This is a genomic window from Streptococcus infantis (assembly GCF_047464155.1).
GTDB classification, from domain to species: domain Bacteria; phylum Bacillota; class Bacilli; order Lactobacillales; family Streptococcaceae; genus Streptococcus; species Streptococcus infantis_U.
This window is the reverse complement of the sequence record NZ_JASHCL010000001.1, coordinates 466,418-489,884: the sequence shown is the minus strand read 5'-3', so window position 1 is coordinate 489,884 and position 23,467 is coordinate 466,418. Positions and strand designations below refer to the sequence as shown.

At 39.9% G+C, this 23,467-nt stretch carries 22 protein-coding genes and 1 riboswitch; of the genes, 21 read left to right on the top strand and 1 reads right to left on the bottom strand.

Going from position 1 to position 23,467, the window contains the following annotated elements; all coding sequences use genetic code 11:
• Positions 1-5: 5 nt before the first annotated feature.
• From QM810_RS02330 to sdbB, 3 genes are all read left to right on the top strand, one after another.
• Positions 6-866, top strand: coding sequence for a methionyl aminopeptidase (locus tag QM810_RS02330; RefSeq protein ID WP_414253727.1), 861 nt, complete (start codon positions 6-8; stop codon positions 864-866).
• A 127-nt stretch (positions 867-993) separates the two neighbouring features.
• Complete coding sequence (gene ccdA2, locus QM810_RS02325; RefSeq protein ID WP_414253726.1) at positions 994-1,701, top strand: thiol-disulfide oxidoreductase-associated membrane protein CcdA2; 708 nt, start codon at positions 994-996, stop codon at positions 1,699-1,701.
• 12 nt (positions 1,702-1,713) lie between these two features.
• Complete coding sequence (gene sdbB / locus QM810_RS02320; RefSeq protein ID WP_414253725.1) at positions 1,714-2,277, top strand: thiol-disulfide oxidoreductase-associated lipoprotein SdbB; 564 nt, start codon at positions 1,714-1,716, stop codon at positions 2,275-2,277.
• A 58-nt stretch (positions 2,278-2,335) separates the two neighbouring features.
• On the opposite strand, the gene QM810_RS02315 is transcribed toward sdbB, so the two are convergent.
• Complete coding sequence (locus QM810_RS02315) at positions 2,336-3,322, bottom strand: L-lactate dehydrogenase (RefSeq protein WP_045614994.1); 987 nt, start codon at positions 3,320-3,322, stop codon at positions 2,336-2,338.
• A 195-nt stretch (positions 3,323-3,517) separates the two neighbouring features.
• On the opposite strand from QM810_RS02315, the gene gyrA reads away from it, so the two are divergent.
• The 18 genes from gyrA to QM810_RS02225 all read left to right on the top strand — a co-directional run bounded on the left by gyrA (position 3,518) and on the right by QM810_RS02225 (position 23,410).
• On the top strand, positions 3,518-5,986 hold the full coding sequence (gene gyrA / locus QM810_RS02310; RefSeq protein WP_414253724.1) for a DNA gyrase subunit A: 2,469 nt from the start codon (positions 3,518-3,520) through the stop codon (positions 5,984-5,986).
• The gene (locus tag QM810_RS02305) at positions 5,986-6,735 is read left to right on the top strand and encodes a class A sortase (protein WP_414253723.1); all 750 of its coding nucleotides are present in this window, start codon (positions 5,986-5,988) and stop codon (positions 6,733-6,735) included. The genes gyrA and QM810_RS02305 overlap by 1 nt, the downstream gene beginning before the upstream one ends.
• 287 nt (positions 6,736-7,022) lie before the next feature.
• On the top strand, positions 7,023-8,099 hold the full coding sequence (locus QM810_RS02300; RefSeq protein WP_414253722.1) for an aspartate-semialdehyde dehydrogenase: 1,077 nt from the start codon (positions 7,023-7,025) through the stop codon (positions 8,097-8,099).
• Positions 8,100-8,236: 137 nt separating this feature from the next.
• Positions 8,237-9,172, top strand: a complete 936-nt coding sequence (gene dapA, locus QM810_RS02295; RefSeq protein ID WP_414253721.1) for a 4-hydroxy-tetrahydrodipicolinate synthase — start codon at positions 8,237-8,239, stop codon at positions 9,170-9,172.
• A 106-nt stretch (positions 9,173-9,278) separates the two neighbouring features.
• Complete coding sequence (gene dprA / locus QM810_RS02290) at positions 9,279-10,136, top strand: DNA-processing protein DprA (protein ID WP_368407196.1); 858 nt, start codon at positions 9,279-9,281, stop codon at positions 10,134-10,136.
• 119 nt (positions 10,137-10,255) lie between these two features.
• A complete protein-coding gene (topA, locus tag QM810_RS02285; protein WP_414253720.1) occupies positions 10,256-12,343 on the top strand; it encodes a type I DNA topoisomerase in 2,088 nt (695 codons plus the stop codon).
• Between the two features lie 108 nt (positions 12,344-12,451).
• Entirely contained in the window at positions 12,452-12,811 is a 360-nt protein-coding gene (locus QM810_RS02280) for a YbaN family protein (protein WP_045614983.1), read from the top strand.
• A gap of 92 nt (positions 12,812-12,903) precedes the next feature.
• The gene (locus QM810_RS02275; protein ID WP_178894938.1) at positions 12,904-13,536 is read left to right on the top strand and encodes a copper homeostasis protein CutC; all 633 of its coding nucleotides are present in this window, start codon (positions 12,904-12,906) and stop codon (positions 13,534-13,536) included.
• A gap of 43 nt (positions 13,537-13,579) precedes the next feature.
• Positions 13,580-14,236 carry an MmcQ/YjbR family DNA-binding protein gene (locus tag QM810_RS02270; protein WP_414253719.1) on the top strand — a complete coding sequence of 219 codons (657 nt, stop codon included), beginning with the start codon at positions 13,580-13,582 and terminating at the stop codon, positions 14,234-14,236.
• A 314-nt stretch (positions 14,237-14,550) separates the two neighbouring features.
• Positions 14,551-16,113, top strand: a complete 1,563-nt coding sequence (locus QM810_RS02265) for a 2-isopropylmalate synthase (RefSeq protein ID WP_414253718.1) — start codon at positions 14,551-14,553, stop codon at positions 16,111-16,113.
• An 11-nt stretch (positions 16,114-16,124) separates the two neighbouring features.
• Positions 16,125-17,162, top strand: a complete 1,038-nt coding sequence (leuB, locus tag QM810_RS02260) for a 3-isopropylmalate dehydrogenase (RefSeq protein WP_414253717.1) — start codon at positions 16,125-16,127, stop codon at positions 17,160-17,162.
• A complete protein-coding gene (locus QM810_RS02255) occupies positions 17,159-17,428 on the top strand; it encodes a DUF1294 domain-containing protein (protein WP_414253716.1) in 270 nt (89 codons plus the stop codon). The genes leuB and QM810_RS02255 overlap by 4 nt, the downstream gene beginning before the upstream one ends.
• A 3-nt stretch (positions 17,429-17,431) precedes the next feature.
• Positions 17,432-18,814, top strand: coding sequence for a 3-isopropylmalate dehydratase large subunit (gene leuC / locus QM810_RS02250; protein ID WP_414253715.1), 1,383 nt, complete (start codon positions 17,432-17,434; stop codon positions 18,812-18,814).
• Between the two features lie 9 nt (positions 18,815-18,823).
• Positions 18,824-19,417 carry a 3-isopropylmalate dehydratase small subunit gene (gene leuD / locus QM810_RS02245; RefSeq protein WP_254725801.1) on the top strand — a complete coding sequence of 198 codons (594 nt, stop codon included), beginning with the start codon at positions 18,824-18,826 and terminating at the stop codon, positions 19,415-19,417.
• 23 nt (positions 19,418-19,440) lie between these two features.
• Complete coding sequence (locus tag QM810_RS02240) at positions 19,441-20,220, top strand: L-threonylcarbamoyladenylate synthase (protein WP_414253714.1); 780 nt, start codon at positions 19,441-19,443, stop codon at positions 20,218-20,220.
• A 199-nt stretch (positions 20,221-20,419) separates the two neighbouring features.
• Positions 20,420-21,403 carry a GMP reductase gene (gene guaC / locus QM810_RS02235; protein WP_254724131.1) on the top strand — a complete coding sequence of 328 codons (984 nt, stop codon included), beginning with the start codon at positions 20,420-20,422 and terminating at the stop codon, positions 21,401-21,403.
• Positions 21,397-21,493, top strand: a riboswitch (purine riboswitch). It overlaps the preceding gene by 7 nt.
• A 76-nt stretch (positions 21,494-21,569) precedes the next feature.
• On the top strand, positions 21,570-22,151 hold the full coding sequence (locus QM810_RS02230; RefSeq protein WP_414253713.1) for a xanthine phosphoribosyltransferase: 582 nt from the start codon (positions 21,570-21,572) through the stop codon (positions 22,149-22,151).
• Complete coding sequence (locus QM810_RS02225; RefSeq protein ID WP_214261842.1) at positions 22,151-23,410, top strand: nucleobase:cation symporter-2 family protein; 1,260 nt, start codon at positions 22,151-22,153, stop codon at positions 23,408-23,410. Before QM810_RS02230 ends, QM810_RS02225 begins: the two co-directional genes overlap by 1 nt.
• The last annotated feature ends 57 nt before the right edge of the window (positions 23,411-23,467 follow it).

The window sequence follows — 23,467 nt, the reverse complement described above, 5'->3', positions numbered from 1 at the left end:
AAAACATGATTACATTAAAATCAGCAAGAGAAATTGAAGCAATGGATAAGGCTGGAGATTTCCTTGCGAGTATTCATATTGGCTTGCGTGATATCATCAAGCCAGGTGTAGATATGTGGGAAGTAGAAGAGTATGTTCGCCGACGTTGTAAAGAGGAAAATTACCTTCCTCTACAAATCGGTGTGGATGGAGCCATCATGGATTATCCATATTCAACCTGCTGCTCACTCAATGACGAGGTAGCTCATGCTTTTCCACGCCACTATATTTTGAAGGAAGGCGATTTGCTCAAGGTTGATATGGTCCTTGGTGGGCCAATCGCTAAGTCTGACCTCAATGTTTCTAAACTCAATTTTAACAAGGTTGAGCAGATGAAAAAATATACTCAAAACTTTACGGGTGGATTAGCTGATTCTTGTTGGGCATATGCAGTTGGTAAACCATCAGAAGAAGTTAAAAACTTGATGGACGTGACTAAGGAAGCTATGTATAAGGGTATCGAGCAGGCAGTTGTAGGAAATCGTATCGGTGATATCGGTGCAGCGATTCAGGAATATGCCGAAAGTCGTGGATACGGTGTTGTTCGTGATCTTGTAGGCCACGGTGTTGGCCCAACCATGCACGAAGAGCCAATGGTTCCAAACTACGGTGTCGCAGGTCGTGGTCTTCGCCTTCGTGAAGGAATGGTCTTGACTATTGAACCTATGATTAATACAGGTGATTGGGAAATCGATACAGACATGAAAACAGGCTGGGCCCACAAAACTATCGACGGTGGTCTATCATGTCAGTATGAACACCAGTTTGTTATTACCAAGGATGGACCTGTAATCTTGACAAGTCAAGGTGAAGAAGGAACTTATTAAACAAAAAAGGGAGCTGAGCTCCTTTTTTAATTCGTTAAAGTTGAAATTAAATTTGCGTAGCAGATATCTTACAAACGTTTTCTTTTATAGTAAAATAAAAGATGACTATATGAAAGAAGGTTCTTAATTGGAAAGTATTATATTTTTTATCTCTGTGTTTTTAGCTGGGGTTTTATCATTCTTTTCTCCTTGTATCTTTCCCCTGCTACCAGTATATGCAGGTGTTCTATTAGATGATCAAGAGGAGTCAAAGACATTTCGTTTTTTAGGCAAAGAGGTTGCCTGGTCAGGATTAATTCGGACACTCTGTTTTATTGCAGGTATCTCTTTGATTTTCTTTATTCTAGGGTTTGGAGCAGGATTTCTAGGTAACTTACTTTATGCTGATTGGTTCCGTTATGTCATGGGAGTCATTATTATCATATTGGGGTTGCATCAGATGGAAATCCTTCATATACGTAAATTAGAGTTCCAAAAAACAGTAACATTTAATCAAAAACAGTCTAGTAAATATCTGTCGGCCTTTTTACTTGGTATCAGCTTTAGCTTTGGTTGGACTCCATGTATTGGTCCAGTTTTAAGTTCTGTTTTAGCACTGGCTGCCTCGGGAGGAAATGGAGCTCTTCAGGGGGCTTTATTGACCTTTATCTATACTCTCGGAATGGCGCTCCCATTTTTAGTATTGGCCTTGGCATCAGGTCTGATCATGCCTTATTTTAGTAGAATTAAATCTCATCTGCTCTTACTGAAAAGAATTGGTGGTTTACTGATTATTCTCATGGGAATTTTATTGATGTTGGGACAGTTAAATGTCTTATCTGGAATATTAGGATAAAAGGAGTTATTTATGAAAAAAATAATCTATTTTGGACTTAGTTTCTTATCTATCTTTCTTTTGATTGCTTGTGGTAAGCAAGGGAAGGAATCAAGTCAGCAAACTCAAACGAGTCAAACACAACGGCAAGCAACTGTTAAACAGGTGGCTGTAGGAGCCGAAGCACCGGATTTTACGCTACAATCTATGGATGGAAAAGAAGTCAAATTATCTGATTATAAAGGTAAAAAAGTTTATCTTAAATTTTGGGCTTCTTGGTGCGGACCTTGTAAAAAGAGTATGCCTGAACTAATGGAACTAGCTGCAAAAGAAGATCGTGATTTCGAAATATTATCTGTGATTGCACCAGGTCTTCAAGGCGAAAAAACCATAGACCAATTTCCAAAATGGTTTGAGGAGCAGGGCTATAAGGATATACCTGTCTTATATGACACTAAGGGAACAACCTTCCAAGCCTATCAGATTCGAAGCATCCCAACTGAATACCTAATTGATTCAAATGGTAAAATTGCTAAGATTCAATTAGGGGCAATTAGTAACGCAGATGCTGAAGCAGCTTTTGCTCAGATGGATTAACGAAATAAAAAATGTCTAGACTTAACTGTCTAGACATTTTTTTAAAAATCTAATTTAATTAGTTTTTAGAAGCAGCTTGGAATTCAGGGTTTTTCCATGCTTCGTCAATAATTTCTTGCAATTCACGAGCAGAAGCTTGCATTTTTTGTGTTTCAGCGTCGTTCAATGGGATGTTAACGGGGCGAACGATACCGTGTGCACCAACGATAGCTGGTTGACCGATAAAGACGTTTTCAACTCCGTATTGTCCTTCTTGGAAGACTGAAAGTGGAAGTACGGCATTTTCATCATCAAGGATAGCTTTTGTGATACGAGCAAGAGCAACTGCGATACCGTAGTATGTAGCACCTTTTTTATTGATGATTGAGTAAGCAGCGTCACGAACTGAGATGAAGAGTTCAACAAGGTCAGCTTCATTTAAGTCGCGGTTAGCTTGCAACCATTGCTCCAATTTAACACCGGCAACGTTAGCGTGTGACCAAACGGCAAATTCTGAGTCACCGTGCTCACCCATGATGTAGGCGTGAACTGAACGAGCATCAACGCCGATAGTTTCAGCAAGTGCTTGACGGAAACGAGCTGAGTCAAGTGAAGTACCTGAACCGATAACACGTTCTTTAGGGAATCCTGAGAATTTCCAAGTTGAGTAAGTCAAAATGTCAACTGGGTTAGCAGCAACAAGGAAGATACCGTCAAAACCAGACGCAACAACTTGTTCAACGATTGATTTGTTGATAGCAAGGTTTTTACCAACAAGGTCAAGACGAGTTTCACCTGGTTTTTGTGGAGCACCAGCAGTGATAACTACAAGGTCCGCATCCGCACAGTCTTCATACTTAGCAGCATAAATTTTCTTAGGCGAAGTAAAAGCAAGCGCGTGGCTAAGGTCTTCAGCATCACCAACTGCTTTTTCAAACAATTGAGGAATTTCAATGATACCAAGTTCTTGAGCAATACCTTGGTTAACAAGAGCGAAAGCGTAAGAAGAACCTACGGCACCGTCACCAACGAGGATAACTTTTTTGTGTTGTTTAGTAACTGTCATTTATCTAAACATCTCCTTTGTTTTATTCAGGGGGATTCCCCATTTGATTTCATTCTATCACTTTTGCTAAGCTTTGTCACGGATATACCTTCGGGATAAATATGTAAACGTTTTACACGTGTTGTTAGACTGTAAAATAGTCCAAACTATGGTATAATATATCTAGTTACTAATAGTGAAATGAGGCATTTTTTAATGCAAGATAAAAATCTAGTGAATGTCAATCTGACAAAGGAGATGAAGACTAGCTTTATCGACTACGCCATGAGTGTAATCGTATCGCGTGCTCTTCCTGATGTTCGGGATGGACTGAAGCCAGTTCATCGTCGTATTTTATACGGGATGAATGAATTAGGAGTTACTCCAGATAAACCTCATAAGAAATCTGCTCGTATTACCGGGGATGTCATGGGTAAATACCACCCACACGGGGATTCATCTATCTATGAAGCTATGGTTCGTATGGCTCAATGGTGGAGCTACCGCTACATGCTTGTAGATGGGCACGGTAACTTTGGTTCTATGGACGGTGATGGCGCTGCCGCGCAACGTTATACTGAAGCACGTATGAGTAAGATTGCTCTTGAAATGCTTCGCGATATCAATAAAAATACCGTTGACTTTGTTGATAACTATGATGCCAATGAACGAGAACCTGTTGTTTTACCAGCTCGTTTTCCAAATCTTTTGGTCAATGGTGCCACAGGTATTGCCGTTGGTATGGCGACCAATATTCCACCTCATAATTTGGGTGAAACCATTGATGCTGTTAAACTCGTCATGGATAATCCTGAAGTTACAACTAAAGATTTGATGGAAGTTTTGCCTGGTCCAGACTTCCCAACTGGTGCCCTAGTTATGGGGAAATCAGGTATTCATAAGGCTTACGAGACTGGTAAAGGATCTATTGTTCTACGTTCTCGTACGGAAATTGAAGAAACTAAAACAGGTCGCGAACGTATCGTTGTTACTGAATTCCCATATATGGTCAACAAAACCAAAGTACATGAACATATTGTGCGTCTGGTTCAAGAGAAACGTATCGATGGAATTACTGCTGTTCGTGATGAATCTAACCGTGAAGGTGTTCGCTTTGTTATTGAAGTTAGACGCGACGCATCAGCTAATGTTATTTTGAACAACTTATTCAAGATGACTCAGATGCAGACTAGCTTTGGTTTTAACATGCTTGCTATCCAAAATGGTGTTCCAAAGATTTTATCGCTTCGCCAAATCTTGGATGCATACATTGAGCACCAAAAAGAAGTTGTGACTCGTCGTACTCAATTTGATAAAGAGAAAGCCGAAGCACGCGCACATATCTTGGAAGGTTTGCTGATTGCACTAGACCACATCGACGAAGTTATTCGTATTATCCGTGCCAGTGAAACTGATGAAGAGGCTCAAGCAGAATTGATGAGCAAGTTCAAGCTTTCTGAACGTCAAAGTCAAGCAATCCTAGACATGCGTCTCCGTCGTTTGACAGGTTTGGAACGTGATAAGATTCAGTCAGAGTATGACGAATTGATTGCTTTGATTGCTGATTTAACTGATATTCTTGCAAAACCAGAACGCGTAGCACAAATCATCAAAGAAGAATTGGATGAAGTCAAACGGAAGTTTGGAGATAAACGCCGTACTGAGTTGATGGTTGGTGAAGTCTTGACACTTGAAGATGAAGACTTGATTGAAGAGTCTGATGTTCTCATCACTTTATCAAATAAAGGCTACATTAAACGTTTGGACCAAGACGAGTTTACTGCCCAAAAACGTGGTGGACGTGGCGTACAGGGAACAGGAGTCAAGGATGATGACTTTGTCCGTGAGTTGGTTTCTACCAGCACCCATGATCACTTGCTCTTCTTTACCAACAAAGGTCGTGTCTATCGTTTGAAAGGTTATGAAATCCCAGAATATGGTCGTACAGCCAAGGGATTACCTGTAGTGAACCTCTTGAAACTGGATGAGGGAGAAAGTATCCAAACCATTATTAACGTCGAATCAGAACGAAGTGATGATGCATACATCTTCTTTACGACTCGAGCAGGTATTGTTAAGAGAACTAGCGTAAAAGAATTTGCTAACATTCGTCAAAATGGTCTAAAAGCCTTGAATTTGAAAGATGAGGACGAATTGATTAATGTTCTTCTGACTCAAGAAGATACTGATATCATCATTGGTACTAAATTGGGATATGCAGTTCGTTTTAATCAATCATCCGTTCGTAGCATGAGTCGTAGTGCTACAGGTGTTAAAGGAGTAAATCTTCGTGAAGGTGATGCTGTAGTTGGTGCTAGAGTGATTACCGATCAAGATGAAGTTCTTATCATTACTGAAAAAGGATACGGTAAGCGTACAGTTGCCACTGAATATCCAACTAAAGGTCGTGCTGGTAAAGGTATGAAGACTGCTAATATTACAGATAAGAATGGTCATCTTGCTGGTCTTTTAACAGTAAAAGGCGACGAAGATTTGATGGTTATCACAGATACCGGTGTCATGATTCGTACAAATGTTGCCAATATTTCTCAGACTGGACGTTCAACTATGGGAGTTAAGGTTATGCGTCTAGATGAGAACGCTAAGATTGTAACCTTTACAACAGTTGCGGCAGCTGAGAAAGAAGAAGTTGGGGCAGAAAACGAAACAGAAAGTGAAGAATAATGTCTCAAAAAAGAACTAAGAGTAAAAAAAATAAACGTAAGAATCTGCTGATTAATATTTTAGCTGGCTTTCTAATCCTTTTGTCTCTAGCATTGATTTTTAACTCGAAGATACGTGATGTAATTATGATTTGGAATACCAATAAATATCAAGTAAGCCAGATTTCAAAAGAGGAAATTGAGGGAAATAAAACTGCTACTGGAAATTTTGATTTTGACTCTGTAAAATCCTTATCTTCAGAGGCAGTACTTTCTGCTCAATGGAGTTCCCAGCAACTTCCAGTAATTGGTGGTATTTCTATCCCAGAACTTGAAATGAACTTGCCTATTTTTAAGGGGCTGGATAATGTTAACCTTTTCTATGGCGCTGGAACGATGAAAGCTAATCAGGTTATGGGACAGGGAAATTATTCGTTAGCAAGTCACCGTATTTTCACTGGTAAAGATGCAGATCAGAAGCTATTTTCACCCTTAGCACGAGCTACTAATGGAATGTTCATTTATCTAACTGATAAAGAAAAGGTTTATAAATATGAAATAGTAGAAGTTAATAGGGTTACTCCAGATCGCATCGATGTTATTGAAGACCGAGATGGAGTTGACGAGTTGACTTTAGTAACATGTGAAGATGCTAATGCTACAGAACGGATTATTGTTAAAGCAAATTTGAAAGAAGTTAAAAACTATTTAGAAGCTTCCCCAGAAATATTGCAATCATTTAATAAACCATATAAACAATTTTATGAATAGTAGAAGAGGTTGGGACAAAAGAGCCCGACCTCATTTTTTATTAGCAATCAAACTTTGACGCGGTAGCTGATTGAACTTTTTGTTCGTCTTTTAGACTCCAAAAAGCTCCTAATCATCCTCGCGGGGCTGGGACTACGAAATCGAGACTTTGTCTATCGATTTCTGTCCCACCGCCTTTTCTTGTCAATTTCAGAAAATAGATTAGGTAAAGACTTTTCAATTTCTCCAAAAAGTAGTATAATGTTTCTATTATAGAAATTTTTAGAAAATTCAAAAAGAGGTTTGTTATGGGATACACAGTTGCTGTTGTTGGTGCTACAGGTGCCGTTGGTGCTCAAATGATCAAAATGTTGGAAGAATCAACTCTTCCAATCGATAGGATTCGTTACCTTGCATCTGCACGTTCTGCAGGAAAGGTCTTGCAATTCAAGGGCCAAGATGTGACTATTGAAGAAACAACAGAAGAAGCTTTTGAAGGAGTTGATATTGCTCTCTTCTCAGCTGGAGGTTCAACTTCTGCAAAATACGCACCTTATGCTGTTAAAGCAGGGGCAGTAGTTGTAGATAACACTTCTTACTTCCGTCAAAATCCTGATGTACCATTGGTAGTACCTGAGGTCAATGCCCATGCTCTTGATGCTCATAACGGGATCATCGCCTGTCCTAATTGTTCAACTATTCAAATGATGGTTGCTCTAGAGCCGGTTCGTCAAAAATGGGGCTTGGACCGTATCATCGTATCAACTTATCAAGCAGTTTCAGGTGCTGGTATGGGAGCTATTCTTGAAACTCAACGTGAGCTTCGTGAAGTCTTAAATGACGGTGTGAATCCACGTGATTTGCATGCGGAAATCTTGCCATCAGGTGGAGACAAGAAACATTATCCAATTGCTTTTAATGCTCTTCCTCAAATCGACGTCTTCACTGATAATGACTACACTTATGAAGAAATGAAGATGACAAACGAAACTAAGAAAATCATGGAAGACGATAGCATTGCCGTTTCAGCAACTTGCGTGCGTATTCCTGTCTTGTCAGCTCACTCTGAGTCTGTTTACATTGAAACAAAAGAAGTGGCTCCAATCGATGAAGTCAAGGCTGCGATTGCTGCCTTTCCAGGTGCAGTTCTTGAAGACGATGTGGCTCACCAAATCTATCCTCAAGCAGTCAATGCTGTCGGTTCACGTGATACATTTGTCGGACGTATCCGTAAAGACTTGGATGCTGAAAAAGGGATCCATATGTGGGTTGTTTCCGATAACCTTCTCAAGGGTGCTGCTTGGAACTCGGTTCAAATTGCAGAAACCCTTCATGAACGTGGTCTAGTTCGCCCAACAGCTGAGTTGAAGTTTGAATTGAAATAGGGAGCAAAACAGAAATCAGTAACTCGAAGAGTTGTTTTCTTCCTCGCTAGCTAGCGAATCTACTTATTTTACGAACAGAACGGGAGGCAAAGGCAAGTATGCCCCAGCCTCTTTCTTATATAGAGAAAGGTTTTCCTATGTCTTATCAAGATTTAAAAGATTGTAAAATTATCACTGCTTTTATTACTCCTTTTCATGAAGATGGTTCAATAAATTTCGACGCTATTCCAAAGTTGATTGAACACTTATTGGCACATCATACAGATGGAATTCTCTTAGCAGGTACGACTGCTGAGAGTCCAACCCTAACCCACGATGAAGAGTTGCAGTTGTTCGCGGCTGTACAAAAGGTTGTTAACGGCCGTGTTCCTTTAATTGCGGGTGTTGGTACTAACGATACTCGCGACTCGATCGAGTTCGTTAAAGAAGTAGCGGAGTTTGGTGGTTTTGCAGCCGGTCTAGCGATTGTACCTTACTACAATAAACCATCTCAAGAAGGTATGTACCAACACTTTAAAGCCATTGCAGACGCATCAGATTTGCCAATTATTATCTATAACATCCCAGGTCGTGTAGTTGTCGAAATGACTCCAGATACTTTACTTCGTTTGGCTGACCATCCAAATATTATCGGTGTCAAAGAATGTACTAGTCTTGCCAATATGGCCTACTTGATTGAGCATAAGCCTGAAGACTTTTTGGTATACACTGGTGAAGATGGAGATGCTTTCCATGCTATGAATCTTGGTGCTGACGGTGTAATTTCTGTTGCTTCTCATACGAATGGTGATGAAATGCATGAAATGTTCACTGCGATTGAAGAGAGTGATATGAAGAAAGCGGCATCTATTCAACGTAAATTTATTCCCAAGGTTAATGCTCTCTTCTCATACCCAAGTCCTGCACCTGTTAAGGCAGTACTCAACTATATGGGATTTGAAGCTGGTCCAACTCGCCTCCCATTGGTTCCTGCGCCTGAAGAGGATGCTAAACGCATTATCAAGGTTGTTATTGACGGAGACTACGAAGCAACTAAAGCGACTGTCACTGGAGTTCTTCGACCTGATTACTAATATAACTAAGATAAATAGAAACTTCCTAACAAGTAAAATTGTTGGGAGTTTTTTTCTTTTTCTACGAATAGTTAAATAGAGAGAGAAAAAGGAGTCGATCATGAAAATTAAGATTGATAATTTTGAAATTTATAAGCTAAAGCAAGCAGGATTAAGTAATCAGCAGGTTCTGAAAGTACTTCAATACGGAGAAATTTATGATCAGGAATTGAGTTTAGAGACAATCGCTGAAGCCTCGGAGTGTCGTAACCCAGTAGTTTTTATGGAGCGGTATCATAAGCTGACTTTTGAAAGTATGGAACGTTTAAAGAAAGATTTTGAAAAGTTCCCATCATTTTCGATTTTGGATGATGTTTATCCAATTGCACTCAGTGAAATTTACGATGCACCTGTATTGCTTTTTTATAAAGGAGATTTAAATCTCTTAAAATTACCAAAGATAGCAGTTGTAGGTAGTCGCTCTTGTAGTCAAACCGGAACCAAATCAGTCCGGAAAGTCATCGAAGAACTGGAGAATGAATTAGTTGTGGTGAGCGGACTTGCTAGAGGAATTGACACAGCAGCCCATATGTCAGTTCTTCAAACTGGTGGCAAAACGATTGCAGTGATCGGAACTGGTTTAGACGTCCATTATCCCCGCTCCAATAAACGTCTTCAAGAATATATTGGAGACAATCATTTAATACTAAGTGAGTACGGACCAGGGGAAGAACCCTTGAAATTTCACTTTCCTGCCAGAAATCGCATTATTGCAGGATTGTGTCGAGGAGTTATCGTTGCAGAAGCTAAAATGAGATCTGGTAGCTTAATCACTTGTGAGCGTGCGATGGAGGAAGGTAGAGATGTCTTTGCGATTCCAGGTTCCATTTTAGATGGACGCTCAGACGGCTGTCATCATTTGATCCAAGAAGGAGCAAAACTAGCAACATGTGGGCAGGATATTCTCGCTGAGTTTGAGTTTTAGAAATAGAATCATTTCATTTAGCAAACTTTTCTTCTATTATATGGGTGTTAAGTCTTGACAGGTTTTTAAAAATGGTTTACACTTTATAAAGTTTAATTACTTTGAGAAGGTGTGATACTGTGGTAACGGCAACCAAAAAGAAAAAATCAACAAGTAAAAAAAATCTTGTAATCGTAGAGTCGCCTGCAAAGGCTAAAACGATTGAAAAATATCTAGGACGTAATTATAAGGTTTTAGCCAGTGTCGGACATATCCGTGATTTGAAAAAGTCCAGTATGTCAGTTGACGTTGAAAATAATTACGAGCCGCAATATATCAATATTCGAGGTAAAGGTCCTCTTATCAATGATTTGAAAAAAGAAGCAAAGAAAGCCAATAAAGTCTTTCTTGCAAGTGACCCGGACCGTGAAGGAGAAGCTATTTCTTGGCATTTAGCGCATATTTTAAATCTTGACGAGAATGATACTAACCGTGTTGTTTTCAACGAGATTACCAAGGATGCGGTAAAAAATGCCTTTAAAGAACCTCGTAAAATCAATATGGATTTGGTCGATGCCCAACAGGCCCGTCGTGTTTTGGACCGTTTAGTAGGGTATTCAATTTCACCAATTCTTTGGAAAAAAGTTAAAAAAGGCTTATCGGCAGGACGTGTTCAGTCTGTTGCGCTTAAATTAATCATTGATCGTGAAAATGAAATCAATGCCTTCCAACCTGAAGAATATTGGACGATTGATGGTGTCTTTAAAAAAGGTACCAAGCAATTCCAAGCTTCTTTTTATGGAATGAATGGCAAGAAGATGAAGTTGACTACCAATGAAGAAGTCAAAGAAGTTTTATCTCACCTTAGCAGTAAAGACTTTACTGTTGATCAAGTAGATAAAAAGGAAAGAAAGCGCAATGCTCCTCTTCCATATACAACGTCTTCTATGCAGATGGATGCTGCTAACAAGATAAATTTCCGTACTCGCAAGACTATGATGGTTGCTCAGCAACTCTATGAAGGAATCAATATTGGTACAGGTGTCCAAGGTTTGATTACCTATATGCGTACGGATTCTACTCGTATCAGTCCAGTTGCTCAGAATGAAGCTGCTAGCTACATCAATGAACGTTTTGGTAGTAAGTATTCTAAACATGGTAGCAAGGTGAAAAATGCCTCTGGCGCTCAAGACGCCCACGAAGCTATTCGTCCTTCAAGTGTCTTTAATACTCCTGAAAAAATTGCTAAGTATTTGGATAAAGACCAGCTTAAACTTTATACCCTTATCTGGAACCGTTTTGTAGCGAGTCAAATGACGGGTGCTATCTTTGATACCATGGCTGTTAAACTTTCGCAAAATGGTGTTCAATTTGCAGCAAATGGTAGTCAGGTTAAGTTTGATGGTTATTTAGCCATTTACAACGATTCTGATAAGAATAAGATGCTACCAGATATGGAAGTAGGAGATGTGGTCAAACAGGTCAATAGCAAACCTGAACAACATTTCACACAACCGCCTGCACGATATTCAGAAGCAACACTGATTAAAACCTTGGAAGAAAACGGAGTTGGACGTCCATCTACCTATGCTCCAACCATTGAAACAATCCAAAAACGTTACTATGTAAGACTTGCATCTAAACGCTTTGAACCAACTGATCTAGGTCAAGTTGTTAACAAGCTGATTGTTGAATACTTCCCAGACATTGTAAATGTGAAATTTACCGCTGAAATGGAAGGTAAACTGGACGATGTTGAGGTCGGAAAAGAAGAGTGGCAACGGGTTATTGATGAATTTTACAAACCATTCTCTAAAGAGGTTGCAAAAGCTGAAGCAGAGATGGAAAAAATTCAAATAAAGGATGAGCCAGCTGGATTTGACTGTGAAGTTTGTGGCAGTCCTATGGTGATTAAGATTGGACGCTTCGGTAAGTTTTACGCATGTAGCAATTTCCCTGATTGCCGACACACACAAGCCATTGTAAAAGAAGTTGGTGTTACATGTCCAAATTGTCATCAAGGGCAAATCATCGAACGCAAAACCAAACGTAATCGTATTTTCTATGGATGCAATCGTTATCCAGAATGTGAATTTACCTCTTGGGATAAACCTGTTGGACGTGATTGTCCTAAATGTGGTCACTTCCTCATGGAGAAAAAAATCCGTGGTGGTGGGAAACAAATTGTATGTAGCAATGGTGACTACGAAGAAGAAAAGATTAAATAAAAATAATTAGGGCTGAAATGATAATTTCAGCTCTTTTTAATTTAAACTTGACAGATTTTATCTTTTTATGCTTAACTAGAAGAAGATTATTCTTACTTAGGAGTAGATATGCGCATTATTTATCTTAGCATTGGCTTTATTTCATTAGCATTGGCTATCGTTGGAGTTGCCTTGCCACTATTACCGACAACACCCTTTCTCTTGTTGTCAATAGCTTGTTTTTCAAAATCTTCTAAACGTTTTGAAGATTGGCTCTATCATACCAAGCTTTATCAAACCTATGTTGCGGACTTTAGAGAAACCAAGTCCATTGCGCGTGAACGCAAGAAAAAAATCATTGTTTCGATTTATATCTTAATGGGAATTTCGATTTATTTCGCTCCGCTTCTGCCAGTAAAAATTGCTTTAGGATGTTTAACAATATTTATAACCTATTATCTCTTTAAGGTGATTCCAGATAAGGAATAGCTAAAAAAGTAATGATTTTCCTTGATAAAAAGTAGGGGTTACTTAAAACAATATGATATAATAATATCAAATAAATCGTCAAGGAGAATCAAATGATTTACGAATTTTGTGCTGAAAATGTAACCTTGCTTGAAAAAGCTATGCAGGCAGGAGCTCGCCGTATCGAGCTCTGTGACAATCTAGCAGTTGGTGGAACAACTCCAAGCTACGGAGTGACCAAGGCAGCTGTGGAACTGGCTGCCGACTACGATACGACCATTATGACTATGATTCGACCACGTGGTGGTGATTTTGTCTACAATGACCTCGAGATTGCTATTATGCTCGAGGATATTCGTCTAACTGCTCAGGCAGGAAGCCAAGGCGTTGTCTTTGGTGCATTGACTGCTGATAAGAAGTTGGACAAGGCCAATCTTGAAAAATTGATTGCTGCATCTAAAGGTATGGAAATTGTTTTCCATATGGCTTTTGATGAATTGAGCGACCAAGATCAGTTGGAAGCCATTGATTGGCTAAGCCAAGCTGGAGTGACACGCATCCTGACTCGTGCTGGTGTATCTGGCGACTCGTTAGAGAAACGCTTTGCTCACTATCACAAAATTTTAGAACACGCTGCAGGAAAGATTGAAATTTTACCTGGTGGAGGGATTGACATGGACAACCGTCAAATCTTTATTGACCAACTGGGCGTGACACAATTACATGGAACTAAGGTTGTCTTTTAAAAAATAGAAAGGAACTGCTAGCTTTTGGTAGCAGTTTTCGCTTATGTTTGAAATTTTTAAAGCCTATCGATTTAATAGTAAAAAGTCTAAAGAGTATGGATTTATAGAAAATCAAGGTGTATGGACTTATAGTTCGACTATCTTGCAGGGAGATTTTCTCATGATGGTTGCAGTTGAGGATGGGGACTTAAGTTTTCAAGTTTATGACCAAGAAACTGGTGATCTATATCCTCAAGTTCACATGAAAAGTATGAGAGGTACTTTTGTCGGAAGTGTTCGAGAGGCTTGTTTAGAAGTTCTTTATGACATTCGAAAGACCTGTTTTGAGGTGCAGGATTATATCTGTCCACAAACAAAGAGAATCATGACACTTGTTCAAGAAAAGTATGAAAACCAATTAGAATACTTATGGGAAAAATCACCTGATACGGCAGTTTTACGTCATGAAGATAATCAGAAGTGGTATGCGGTTCTAATGAAGATTTCCTGGGAGAAACTAGATAAGGCACAAGGAGGGCAAGTAGAAGTCGTTAATCTTAAGCATGACCAAGTAGCTGACTTATTACTACAAAAAGGCATTTACCCTGCCTTTCATATGAATAAACGCTATTGGATAAGTCTGCCACTTGATGATACTTTATCGGATGAACAGGTTCTTGAACTATTTGAAAGAAGCTGGTTTTTAACCTCTAAGAAATGAAGGAACAAATTTGAGTTTTCAAATACTTTCAATTCGCAAAATATTCTCTATTGAAGAAATTTTCAGAAAATATTGGATTTTTTCTTGACAAGCAGTTTTCCCTATGCTAGAATACTAAACAAGACATCAAACAAAGGAGAAAGTCAAACATGAAAACAGCTAAGTTTAATCAATTTGCTTTGTTGTTGAGGTACTCGGGCTAGTGCAGAAGCATTAGTCCTGTTTGGCTTACCAAGCGGGAGTAAATCAACATCTCGCTTGGTATTCCGAGCGAGATGTTTTTTCTATATCGAAAATGTGAAGGGAGAATTCTCATGCGTGTAGTTGAGTTTTTAGATACCAGTCTCCGAGATGGTGAGCAGACACCAGGTGTCAATTTTTCAATAAAGGAAAAGGTTGCTATAGCAAAACAGCTGGAGAAATGGGGCATTTCAGCAATCGAAGCTGGTTTTCCAGCAGCTAGTCCAGATTCATTCACAGCTGTTCAAGAGATTGCCAAAGCCATGAAAACAACAGCAGTGACAGGCTTAGCTCGTTCTGTTAAATCTGATATTGACGCTTGTTATGAGGCACTGAAGGATGCCAAGTATCCACAAATCCATGTCTTTATTGCAACGAGTCCTATTCATCGTGAATTTAAGTTGAATAAGAGTAAAGAGGAGATATTGGAAGCTATTAAAGAGCATGTTTCCTATGCAAGGAGTAAGTTTGAAGTAGTAGAATTCTCTCCAGAGGATGCGACAAGAACTGAGCTTGATTTTCTCCTACAAGTCGCTCAGACAGCAGTTGATGCAGGTGCGACCTATATCAATATTCCTGATACTGTTGGTTTTACTACACCTGAGGAATATGGAAGTATCTTTAAATATCTGATTGACAATGTAAAAACGGACCGTAAGATAATCTATTCCCCTCATTGTCACGATGACCTTGGGATGGCGGTTGCAAATAGCCTTGCTGCTGTTAAGAATGGTGCAGGACGTGTTGAAGGAACCATTAACGGCATTGGAGAACGAGCTGGGAATGCTGCTTTAGAAGAAATAGCGGTGGCCCTCAATATTCGCCAAGATTATTATCAAGCAGAGACAAGTATTGTTCTAAACGAAACGATTAATACGTCCGAAATGGTCTCTCGCTTCTCAGGAATTCCAGTTCCAAAAAATAAGGCAGTTGTAGGAGGAAATGCCTTCTCTCACGAATCAGGTATTCACCAAGATGGTGTTCTTAAAAACCCTCTTACCTATGAAATTATCACACCTGAACTGGTGGGTGTCAAGAGCAACAGTCTTCCGCTTGGGAAATTGTCTGGTCGCCATGCTTTTGTTGAGAAACTAAGAGATTTGGCCCTAGATTTTACAGACGAGGACATCAAACCACTTTTTGCTAAGTTCAAGGCCTTAGCAGATAAGAAGCAAGAAATCACAGATGCTGATATTCGAGCTCTGGTAGCTGGCACCATGGTTGAAAATCCAGAGGGCTTCCACTTTGATGATCTACAACTCCAAACTCATGCGGAAAATGATATTGAAGCGACTGTTAGCTTGGCTAATTTGGATGGTGAAAAGGTTGAATTTAATGCAACAGGACAAGGTTCGGTTGAGGCCATCTTTAACGCTATCGACAAATTCTTTAATCAATCTGTTCGCTTGGTATCCTACGCCATTGATGCAGTAACAGACGGGATTGATGCTCAGGCACGTGTCTTAGTTACTGTTGAAAACAGAGATACTGAAACAATCTTTAACGCAGCAGGTCTTGATTTTGATGTGCTAAAAGCATCAGCTATTGCCTATATCAATGCCAATACCTTTGTTCAAAAAGAGAATACTGGCGAGATCGGTCCAAATGTTTCCTACCGCGATATGCCTAGTCTTTAAAGGAGAATACCATGACAAAGAAAATAGTTGCCCTAGCAGGGGATGGGATTGGACCAGAAATCATGGAAGCTGGTTTAGAAGTTCTTGCATCGATAGCTGAAAAAACAGGATTTGACTTTGAGATAGACAGACGCCCTTTTGGAGGTGCTGGTATTGATGCTACAGGATATCCCTTACCAGATGAAACACTCAAGGCATGTAGAGAAGCAGACGCTATTCTCCTAGCAGCTATCGGTAGTCCCCAGTATGATAATGCCGCAGTTCGACCTGAACAAGGCTTGCTGGCTCTTCGTAAGGAACTCAATCTCTATGCTAATATTCGTCCGGTTAAAATCTTTGATAGTCTCAAGCATTTATCACCTCTTAAGCCCGAACGAATTGCTGGTGTTGACTTTGTTGTAGTGCGTGAGTTGACAGGTGGGATTTACTTTGGTGAACATATCCTTGAAGAGAAATCGGCACGTGATATCAACGATTATAGCTATGAGGAAGTAGAACGGATTATACGTAAGGCTTTTGAAATTGCAAAAGGTCGAAATAAAATTGTTACTAGTATTGATAAGCAAAATGTGTTAGCAACTTCAAAACTCTGGAGGAAAGTGGCTGATGAAGTCGCAAAAGATTTTCCGGATGTAACCTTGGAGCATCAGCTGGTTGACTCAGCTGCCATGCTCATGATTACAAATCCAGCCAAGTTTGATGTTATCGTGACAGAGAATCTTTTCGGAGATATCTTATCTGATGAATCAAGCGTTCTATCTGGTACACTTGGAGTTATGCCATCGGCTAGTCACTCTGAAAATGGACCGAGCCTTTATGAACCGATTCATGGTTCAGCACCTGATATAGCAGGTCAAGGCATTGCCAATCCCATTTCCATGATTTTATCAGTTGCGATGATGTTGCGTGATAGTTTTGGACGTTATGAGGATGCGGAGCGTATCGAGCGTGCTGTTGAGTCAAGTCTAGCTGCAGGAATTTTAACGAGAGATTTAGGAGGACAGGCTTCGACTAGAGAAATGACAGAAGCCATCATTGCAAGACTATGAAACTAAACGAAGGAATTACTTTTGCTCTCTTAATTTGGAACCTTTTGATTTTTGTCATCTATGGCATTGACAAATCCAAAGCTAAAAGAGGTGCTTGGCGAATCCCAGAAAAATATTTATTATCATTTGCATTCTTTTGTGGCGGTTTTGGTGCCTGGTTGGCAGGAATTACTTTTCACCACAAGACCAGAAAATGGTACTTTAAAACAGTTTGGTTCCTAGGGATAGTGACTACACTAGTAACTTTGTATTTGATATGGAGGTAATGAATGGTAGGAAAATCGATTTTTGATAAATTATGGGACCTCCATGTGATTACAGGAGAAGAAGGACAGCCTCAACTCATGTATGTAGATCAGCACTATATTCACGAGGTGACCAGTCCTCAAGCTTTTCAAGGATTGCGAGATGCAGGACGTAGATTGAGACGACCCGATTTAACATTTGGGACATTTGACCACAATGTTCCAACTGTCAATATATATGATATTCGAGATGTAATCTCCAAAGCACAGATTGATAAGTTAGCTGAAAATGTTGAGGAGTTCGGGATTGAACATGCTGCCCACGGTTCTGAAAAACAAGGCATCGTTCACATGGTTGGTCCAGAAACAGGACGAACACAACCAGGAAAATTTATCGTCTGTGGAGATAGCCATACGGCGACCCATGGAGCCTTCGGTGCCATTGCCTTTGGAATTGGGACCAGTGAGGTCGAGCATGTATTTGCCACTCAAACTATTTGGCAGGTTAAGCCCAAGAAAATGTTGGTGGAATTCACAGGAGTTCCTCAAAAAGGGGTTTATGCCAAGGATTTCATTTTAGCTTTGATTGTCAAGTACGGCGTTGCTTGTGGTGTTGGCTACGTGGTGGAGTATCGAGGTCAGGCCATTGATGCTCTTAGCATGGAAGAGCGAATGACCATCTGCAATATGTCTATCGAGTTTGGTTCCAAGATGGGAATCATGAACCCAGATCAGACAACTTATGACTATCTAAAGGGACGTGAGTGTGTTCCAAAGGATTTTGATGCAGCAGTAGCCGATTGGAAAAGGCTGGTTAGTGATGACGATGCCGTTTATGCCAAGGTGATTCGTATGGATGTTTCTGAATTAGCACCTATGGTGACTTGGGGAACTAATCCTGCCATGGGAGTTGACTTCGATACTAGCTTCCCAGAAATAAAAGATATGAATGATGAACGTGCTTATCATTACATGGATTTACAGCCAGGTCAGAAACCAGCAGATATCGAACTTGGCTATGTTTTTATAGGTTCTTGTACTAATGCTCGGCTTAGCGATTTGCAACTGGCTGCTCGATTTGTCGAAGAGAAGAAAATTGCTCCCAACCTGACAGCAATCGTAGTACCAGGATCTCGACCAGTCAAGCGAGCTGCTGAAAAGTTGGGCTTGGATAAGGTTTTCCAAGATGCTGGCTTTGAGTGGAGAGACCCAGGTTGCTCTATGTGTCTAGGGATGAATCCTGACAAGGTACCTGATGGTGTCCACTGTGCCTCAACAAGTAACCGCAACTTTGAAGACAGACAAGGATTTGGTGCTAAGACCCATCTTTGCAGTCCAGCTATGGCAGCAGCTGCGGCTATTGCTGGACGTTTCGTAGACGTTCGGCAAATGCCAGAGGCCCAGTAAGGAGAGGATATGGAAAAATTTACAGTTTATACAGGAACAACGGTTCCTCTTATGAACGATAATATCGATACCGACCAAATCCTTCCTAAGCAGTTTCTCAAGTTAATTGATAAGAAAGGTTTTGGGAAATACCTTATGTATGCTTGGCGTTATGTGGATGATCAGTATACTGAGGATCCAGACTTTGTCTTTAATCGGTCAGAGTACCGTAAGGCTAGTATTCTCATCACAGGGGATAACTTTGGAGCTGGTTCTTCGAGGGAACACGCTGCTTGGGCACTAGCAGATTACGGCTTTAAGGTCGTGATTGCGGGCTCTTTTGGAGATATTCATTACAATAATGAACTCAATAATGGCATGTTGCCTATTGTTCAGCCTAGGGAGGTTAGAGAAAAGCTAGCCCAACTTAAACCGACCGACCAGGTAACTGTGGACTTGGAACAACAAACAATCATAACACCAGTTGGAGAATTCACTTTCGAAATTGATAGTGAGTGGAAACACAAGCTCTTAAATGGTTTAGATGATATCGGTATTACCTTGCAGTATGAAGACTTGATTGCTGCTTATGAAAAACAACGACCAGCCTACTGGCAAGAATAAAAAATAGAAAAGGAAATAGAACTATGACAAAACACATTCAATGGAACGGAACACTTTCACAAGAAGGCTATGAGATTTTAAAAGGTGAGGGCGGATGTATCGTTTGCCCTACAAAAGTTGGTTACATTATCATGACTAGCGACAAGGCAGGACTTGAGCGCAAGTTTGAAGCCAAAGAACGTAATCGTAATAAACCAGGAGTAGTTCTCTGTGGTAGCATGGATGAGCTTCGTGCTTTAGCACAACTCAACACAGAAATTGAAGCCTTCTATCAAAAACATTGGGATGAAGACATTCTTCTTGGTTGTATCCTTCCATGGAAACCAGAAGCCTTTGAGAAATTGAAAGCATACGGTGATGGACGTGAAGAACTTATGACTGACGTGCGTGGTACTAGCTGTTTTGTTATCAAATTTGGGAAAGCTGGTGAACAATTGGCAGCTAAACTTTGGGAAGAAGGCAAAATGGTATATGCTTCATCTGCAAACCCTTCTGGAAAAGGAAACCGAGGTAAGGTTGAAGGAATCGGTGAACGTATCGAAGGAGCAGTGGATCTTGTCATCGAAGCAGACGACTATGTTGCATCTATCCAACCAGACAAAACAGTTGAAACACGATACGAACAAGGTGTGATGGTGTCTATGGTTGATAAGGATGGCAAACTCATACCAGAACAAGGTGGAGCACGTTCAATCTCACCAGCTCCAGTTGTGATCCGTAAAGGACTGGATATTGATAAAATCATGATGCATCTATCAGATACCTTTAACTCATGGGATTATCGTCAAGGTGAGTATTATTAAGATAAAACAGATAATAGAGAGTTCATAAACTCTCTATTTTTTATGAAATCATTAGTAAAATCCGAACATAATAATTTTAATGTTTCAAAATGTTTGACAAAAACTTTACCTTAGTTTATAATCGTTAAAGGAAACGTCGGAAAAGGCGTAGTGATGCGAAAGCATAGGTAGGTCATTATAAAAGAAACGAGACATCGAAATGTTAAACGAATTTCCGATTTTTGACTATGAAGATATTCAGCTAATTCCTAATAAGTGTGTTCTTCAAAGTCGAGCAGAAGCTGACACACAAGTAACATTAGGGAAGCACACCTTTAAATTACCAGTTGTTCCTTCTAATATGCAAACTATCTTGGATGAAGATGTTGCAGAACAACTTGCAAAAGGTGGTTATTTCTATATCATGCATCGCTTCGATGAAGCTGGGCGCATTCCTTTTGTGAAACGCATGCATGAAAAAGGGTTGATTGCTTCTATCTCTGTTGGTGTTAAAGATTACGAATATGATTTTGTTAGCCAATTAAAGGAAGATGCTCCAGAGTATATCACTATTGATATCGCTCATGGACATGCCGACAGTGTGATTTCAATGATTCAGCATATCAAAAAAGAATTGCCAGATACGTTTGTCATCGCTGGTAACGTTGGTACTCCCGAGGCAGTTCGTGAACTTGAAAATGCTGGAGCAGACGCTACTAAGGTCGGAATTGGTCCAGGTAAAGTATGTATCACTAAGGTCAAAACCGGTTTTGGTACTGGTGGTTGGCAGTTAGCTGCCCTTCGCTGGTGTGCGAAAGCTGCTCGTAAACCGATTATTGCCGATGGTGGTATCCGTACACACGGAGATATTGCCAAGTCAATCCGCTTCGGTGCAAGTATGGTTATGATTGGTTCTTTATTTGCAGGCCATATCGAAAGCCCTGGTAAAACTGTCGAAGTCGATGGTAAACAATTTAAAGAATACTATGGTTCTGCTTCAGAATACCAAAAAGGTGCCTATAAGAATGTTGAAGGTAAGAAAATTCTTCTTCCTGCCAAAGGACATTTACAAGATACCCTAACTGAGATGGAACAAGATTTGCAAAGTTCGATTTCTTATGCTGGAGGTCGAAAGGTAGCTGATCTTAGACATGTAGATTATGTGATTGTGAAGAACTCTATCTGGAATGGAGATGCTCACTAAAAAATATCATTACTTATTTATGCCATGAATAGGCGTGGCGTTTCTACAAGGTACCGTAAATACCTAACAATGAGTAAGTCGAAGAGAGATAAAAAGAAGCAGGCTATCTGTTTCAATCTTTCCAAGGGACTTACGTTGTAAGTCCCTTTTTATTTCGGAGGTTAATGTGAAATTACTAGAGGAACGTATTTTAAAAGATGGGAATATTCTAGGTGAGAATATTCTTAAGGTGGATTCCTTCTTGACTCACCAAGTTGATTATAAGTTAATGCGTGAGATTGCTCGTACTTTTGCAGAGCATTTTAAAAATGCTGGTATTACCAAAGTCGTAACCATTGAGGCATCTGGAATTGCCCCAGCCCTTTATGTGGCTGAACAGTTAGATGTACCCATGATTTTTGCTAAGAAGGCAAAAAATATTACTATGAATGAAGGAATTTTGACTGCTGAAGTTTATTCTTTTACTAAACAAGTAACTAGTACCGTATCTATTGCAGGTAAGTTCTTATCTCCTCAAGATAAAGTATTAATTATTGATGATTTCTTGGCTAATGGTCAAGCAGCTAATGGTTTGATTCAGATTATTGAACAGGCTGGTGCTACAGTTGAGGCCGTCGGAATTGTGATTGAAAAATCCTTCCAAGATGGTCGTGAGCTGTTAGAAAAATCAGGTCATCAGGTAGTATCACTTGCTCGTTTAGAGCGTTTTGAAAATGGAAGAGTTATCTTCAAGGAGGCAGACATCTAATGAAACAACAGGAAAAACACTCACAGGCAGCCGTTCTTGGTTTGCAACACTTACTTGCTATGTACTCAGGTTCAATCCTAGTACCCATCATGATTGCAAGTGCTTTGGGGTATTCAGCTCAACAGTTGACCTACCTTATCTCAACAGATATCTTTATGTGCGGGGTTGCAACTCTTTTACAATTGCAACTCAATAAACACTTCGGTGTTGGATTGCCAATCGTTCTTGGGGTTGCCTTCCAGTCTGTTGCTCCTCTTATCATGATTGGTCAGAGTCATGGTAGCGGTGCTATGTTTGGAGCTTTGATTGCTTCAGGGATTTATGTTATCCTGATTTCAGGTATCTTCTCTAAGGTTGCCAATCTTTTCCCTGCAATCGTAACTGGTTCTGTTATCACAACTATCGGATTGACCTTGATTCCAGTTGCTATTGGAAATATGGGAAATAACGTAGAAAAACCAACTGGACAAAGTCTAGCCTTGGCAATGATTACTGTTCTCATCATTCTTTTGGTCAATATCTTTACAAAAGGATTTATCAAATCTATTTCGATTTTGATTGGTTTGATTGCCGGTACGATTATTGCAGCGACTATGGGCTTGGTTGATTTTTCTCCAGTAGCAGAAGCTCCACTGGTTCATATCCCAACTCCATTTTACTTCGGTGCTCCACAATTTGAGATTTCATCTATTGTCATGATGTGTATCATTGCTACTGTATCCATGGTAGAATCAACAGGTGTATATCTTGCCCTTTCTGATATTACTAAAGATCCAATTGATAGCACTCGTCTCCGTAATGGTTATCGTGCTGAAGGTCTCGCTGTTTTACTTGGTGGACTTTTCAATACCTTCCCTTATACAGGATTTTCACAAAACGTAGGTTTGGTGAAACTTTCAGGTATTCGTACTCGTTTGCCAATCTACTACGCAGCTGGTTTCCTTATCTTACTCGGTCTTTTGCCTAAGTTTGGTGCCTTGGCTCAGATTATTCCTAGCCCTGTTCTTGGTGGAGCAATGCTCGTCATGTTCGGTTTTGTGTCTCTCCAAGGGATGCAAATCTTGGCTCGTGTAGACTTTGAGCACAATGAACACAACTTCCTCATTGCAGCAGTGTCTATTTCTGCTGGTGTGGGATTAAACGGAAGCAATCTCTTCAATACTTTACCGACTGAATTACAAATGTTCTTCTCAAATGGTATTGTCATTGCGAGTGCTGTAGCCATCATCTTGAATGCTATTTTGAATCGTAAAAAATAAAAATAAATGAGAAGTGATAGAAATATCCTTCTCATTTTCTTTTTTAGAGCTTGAATA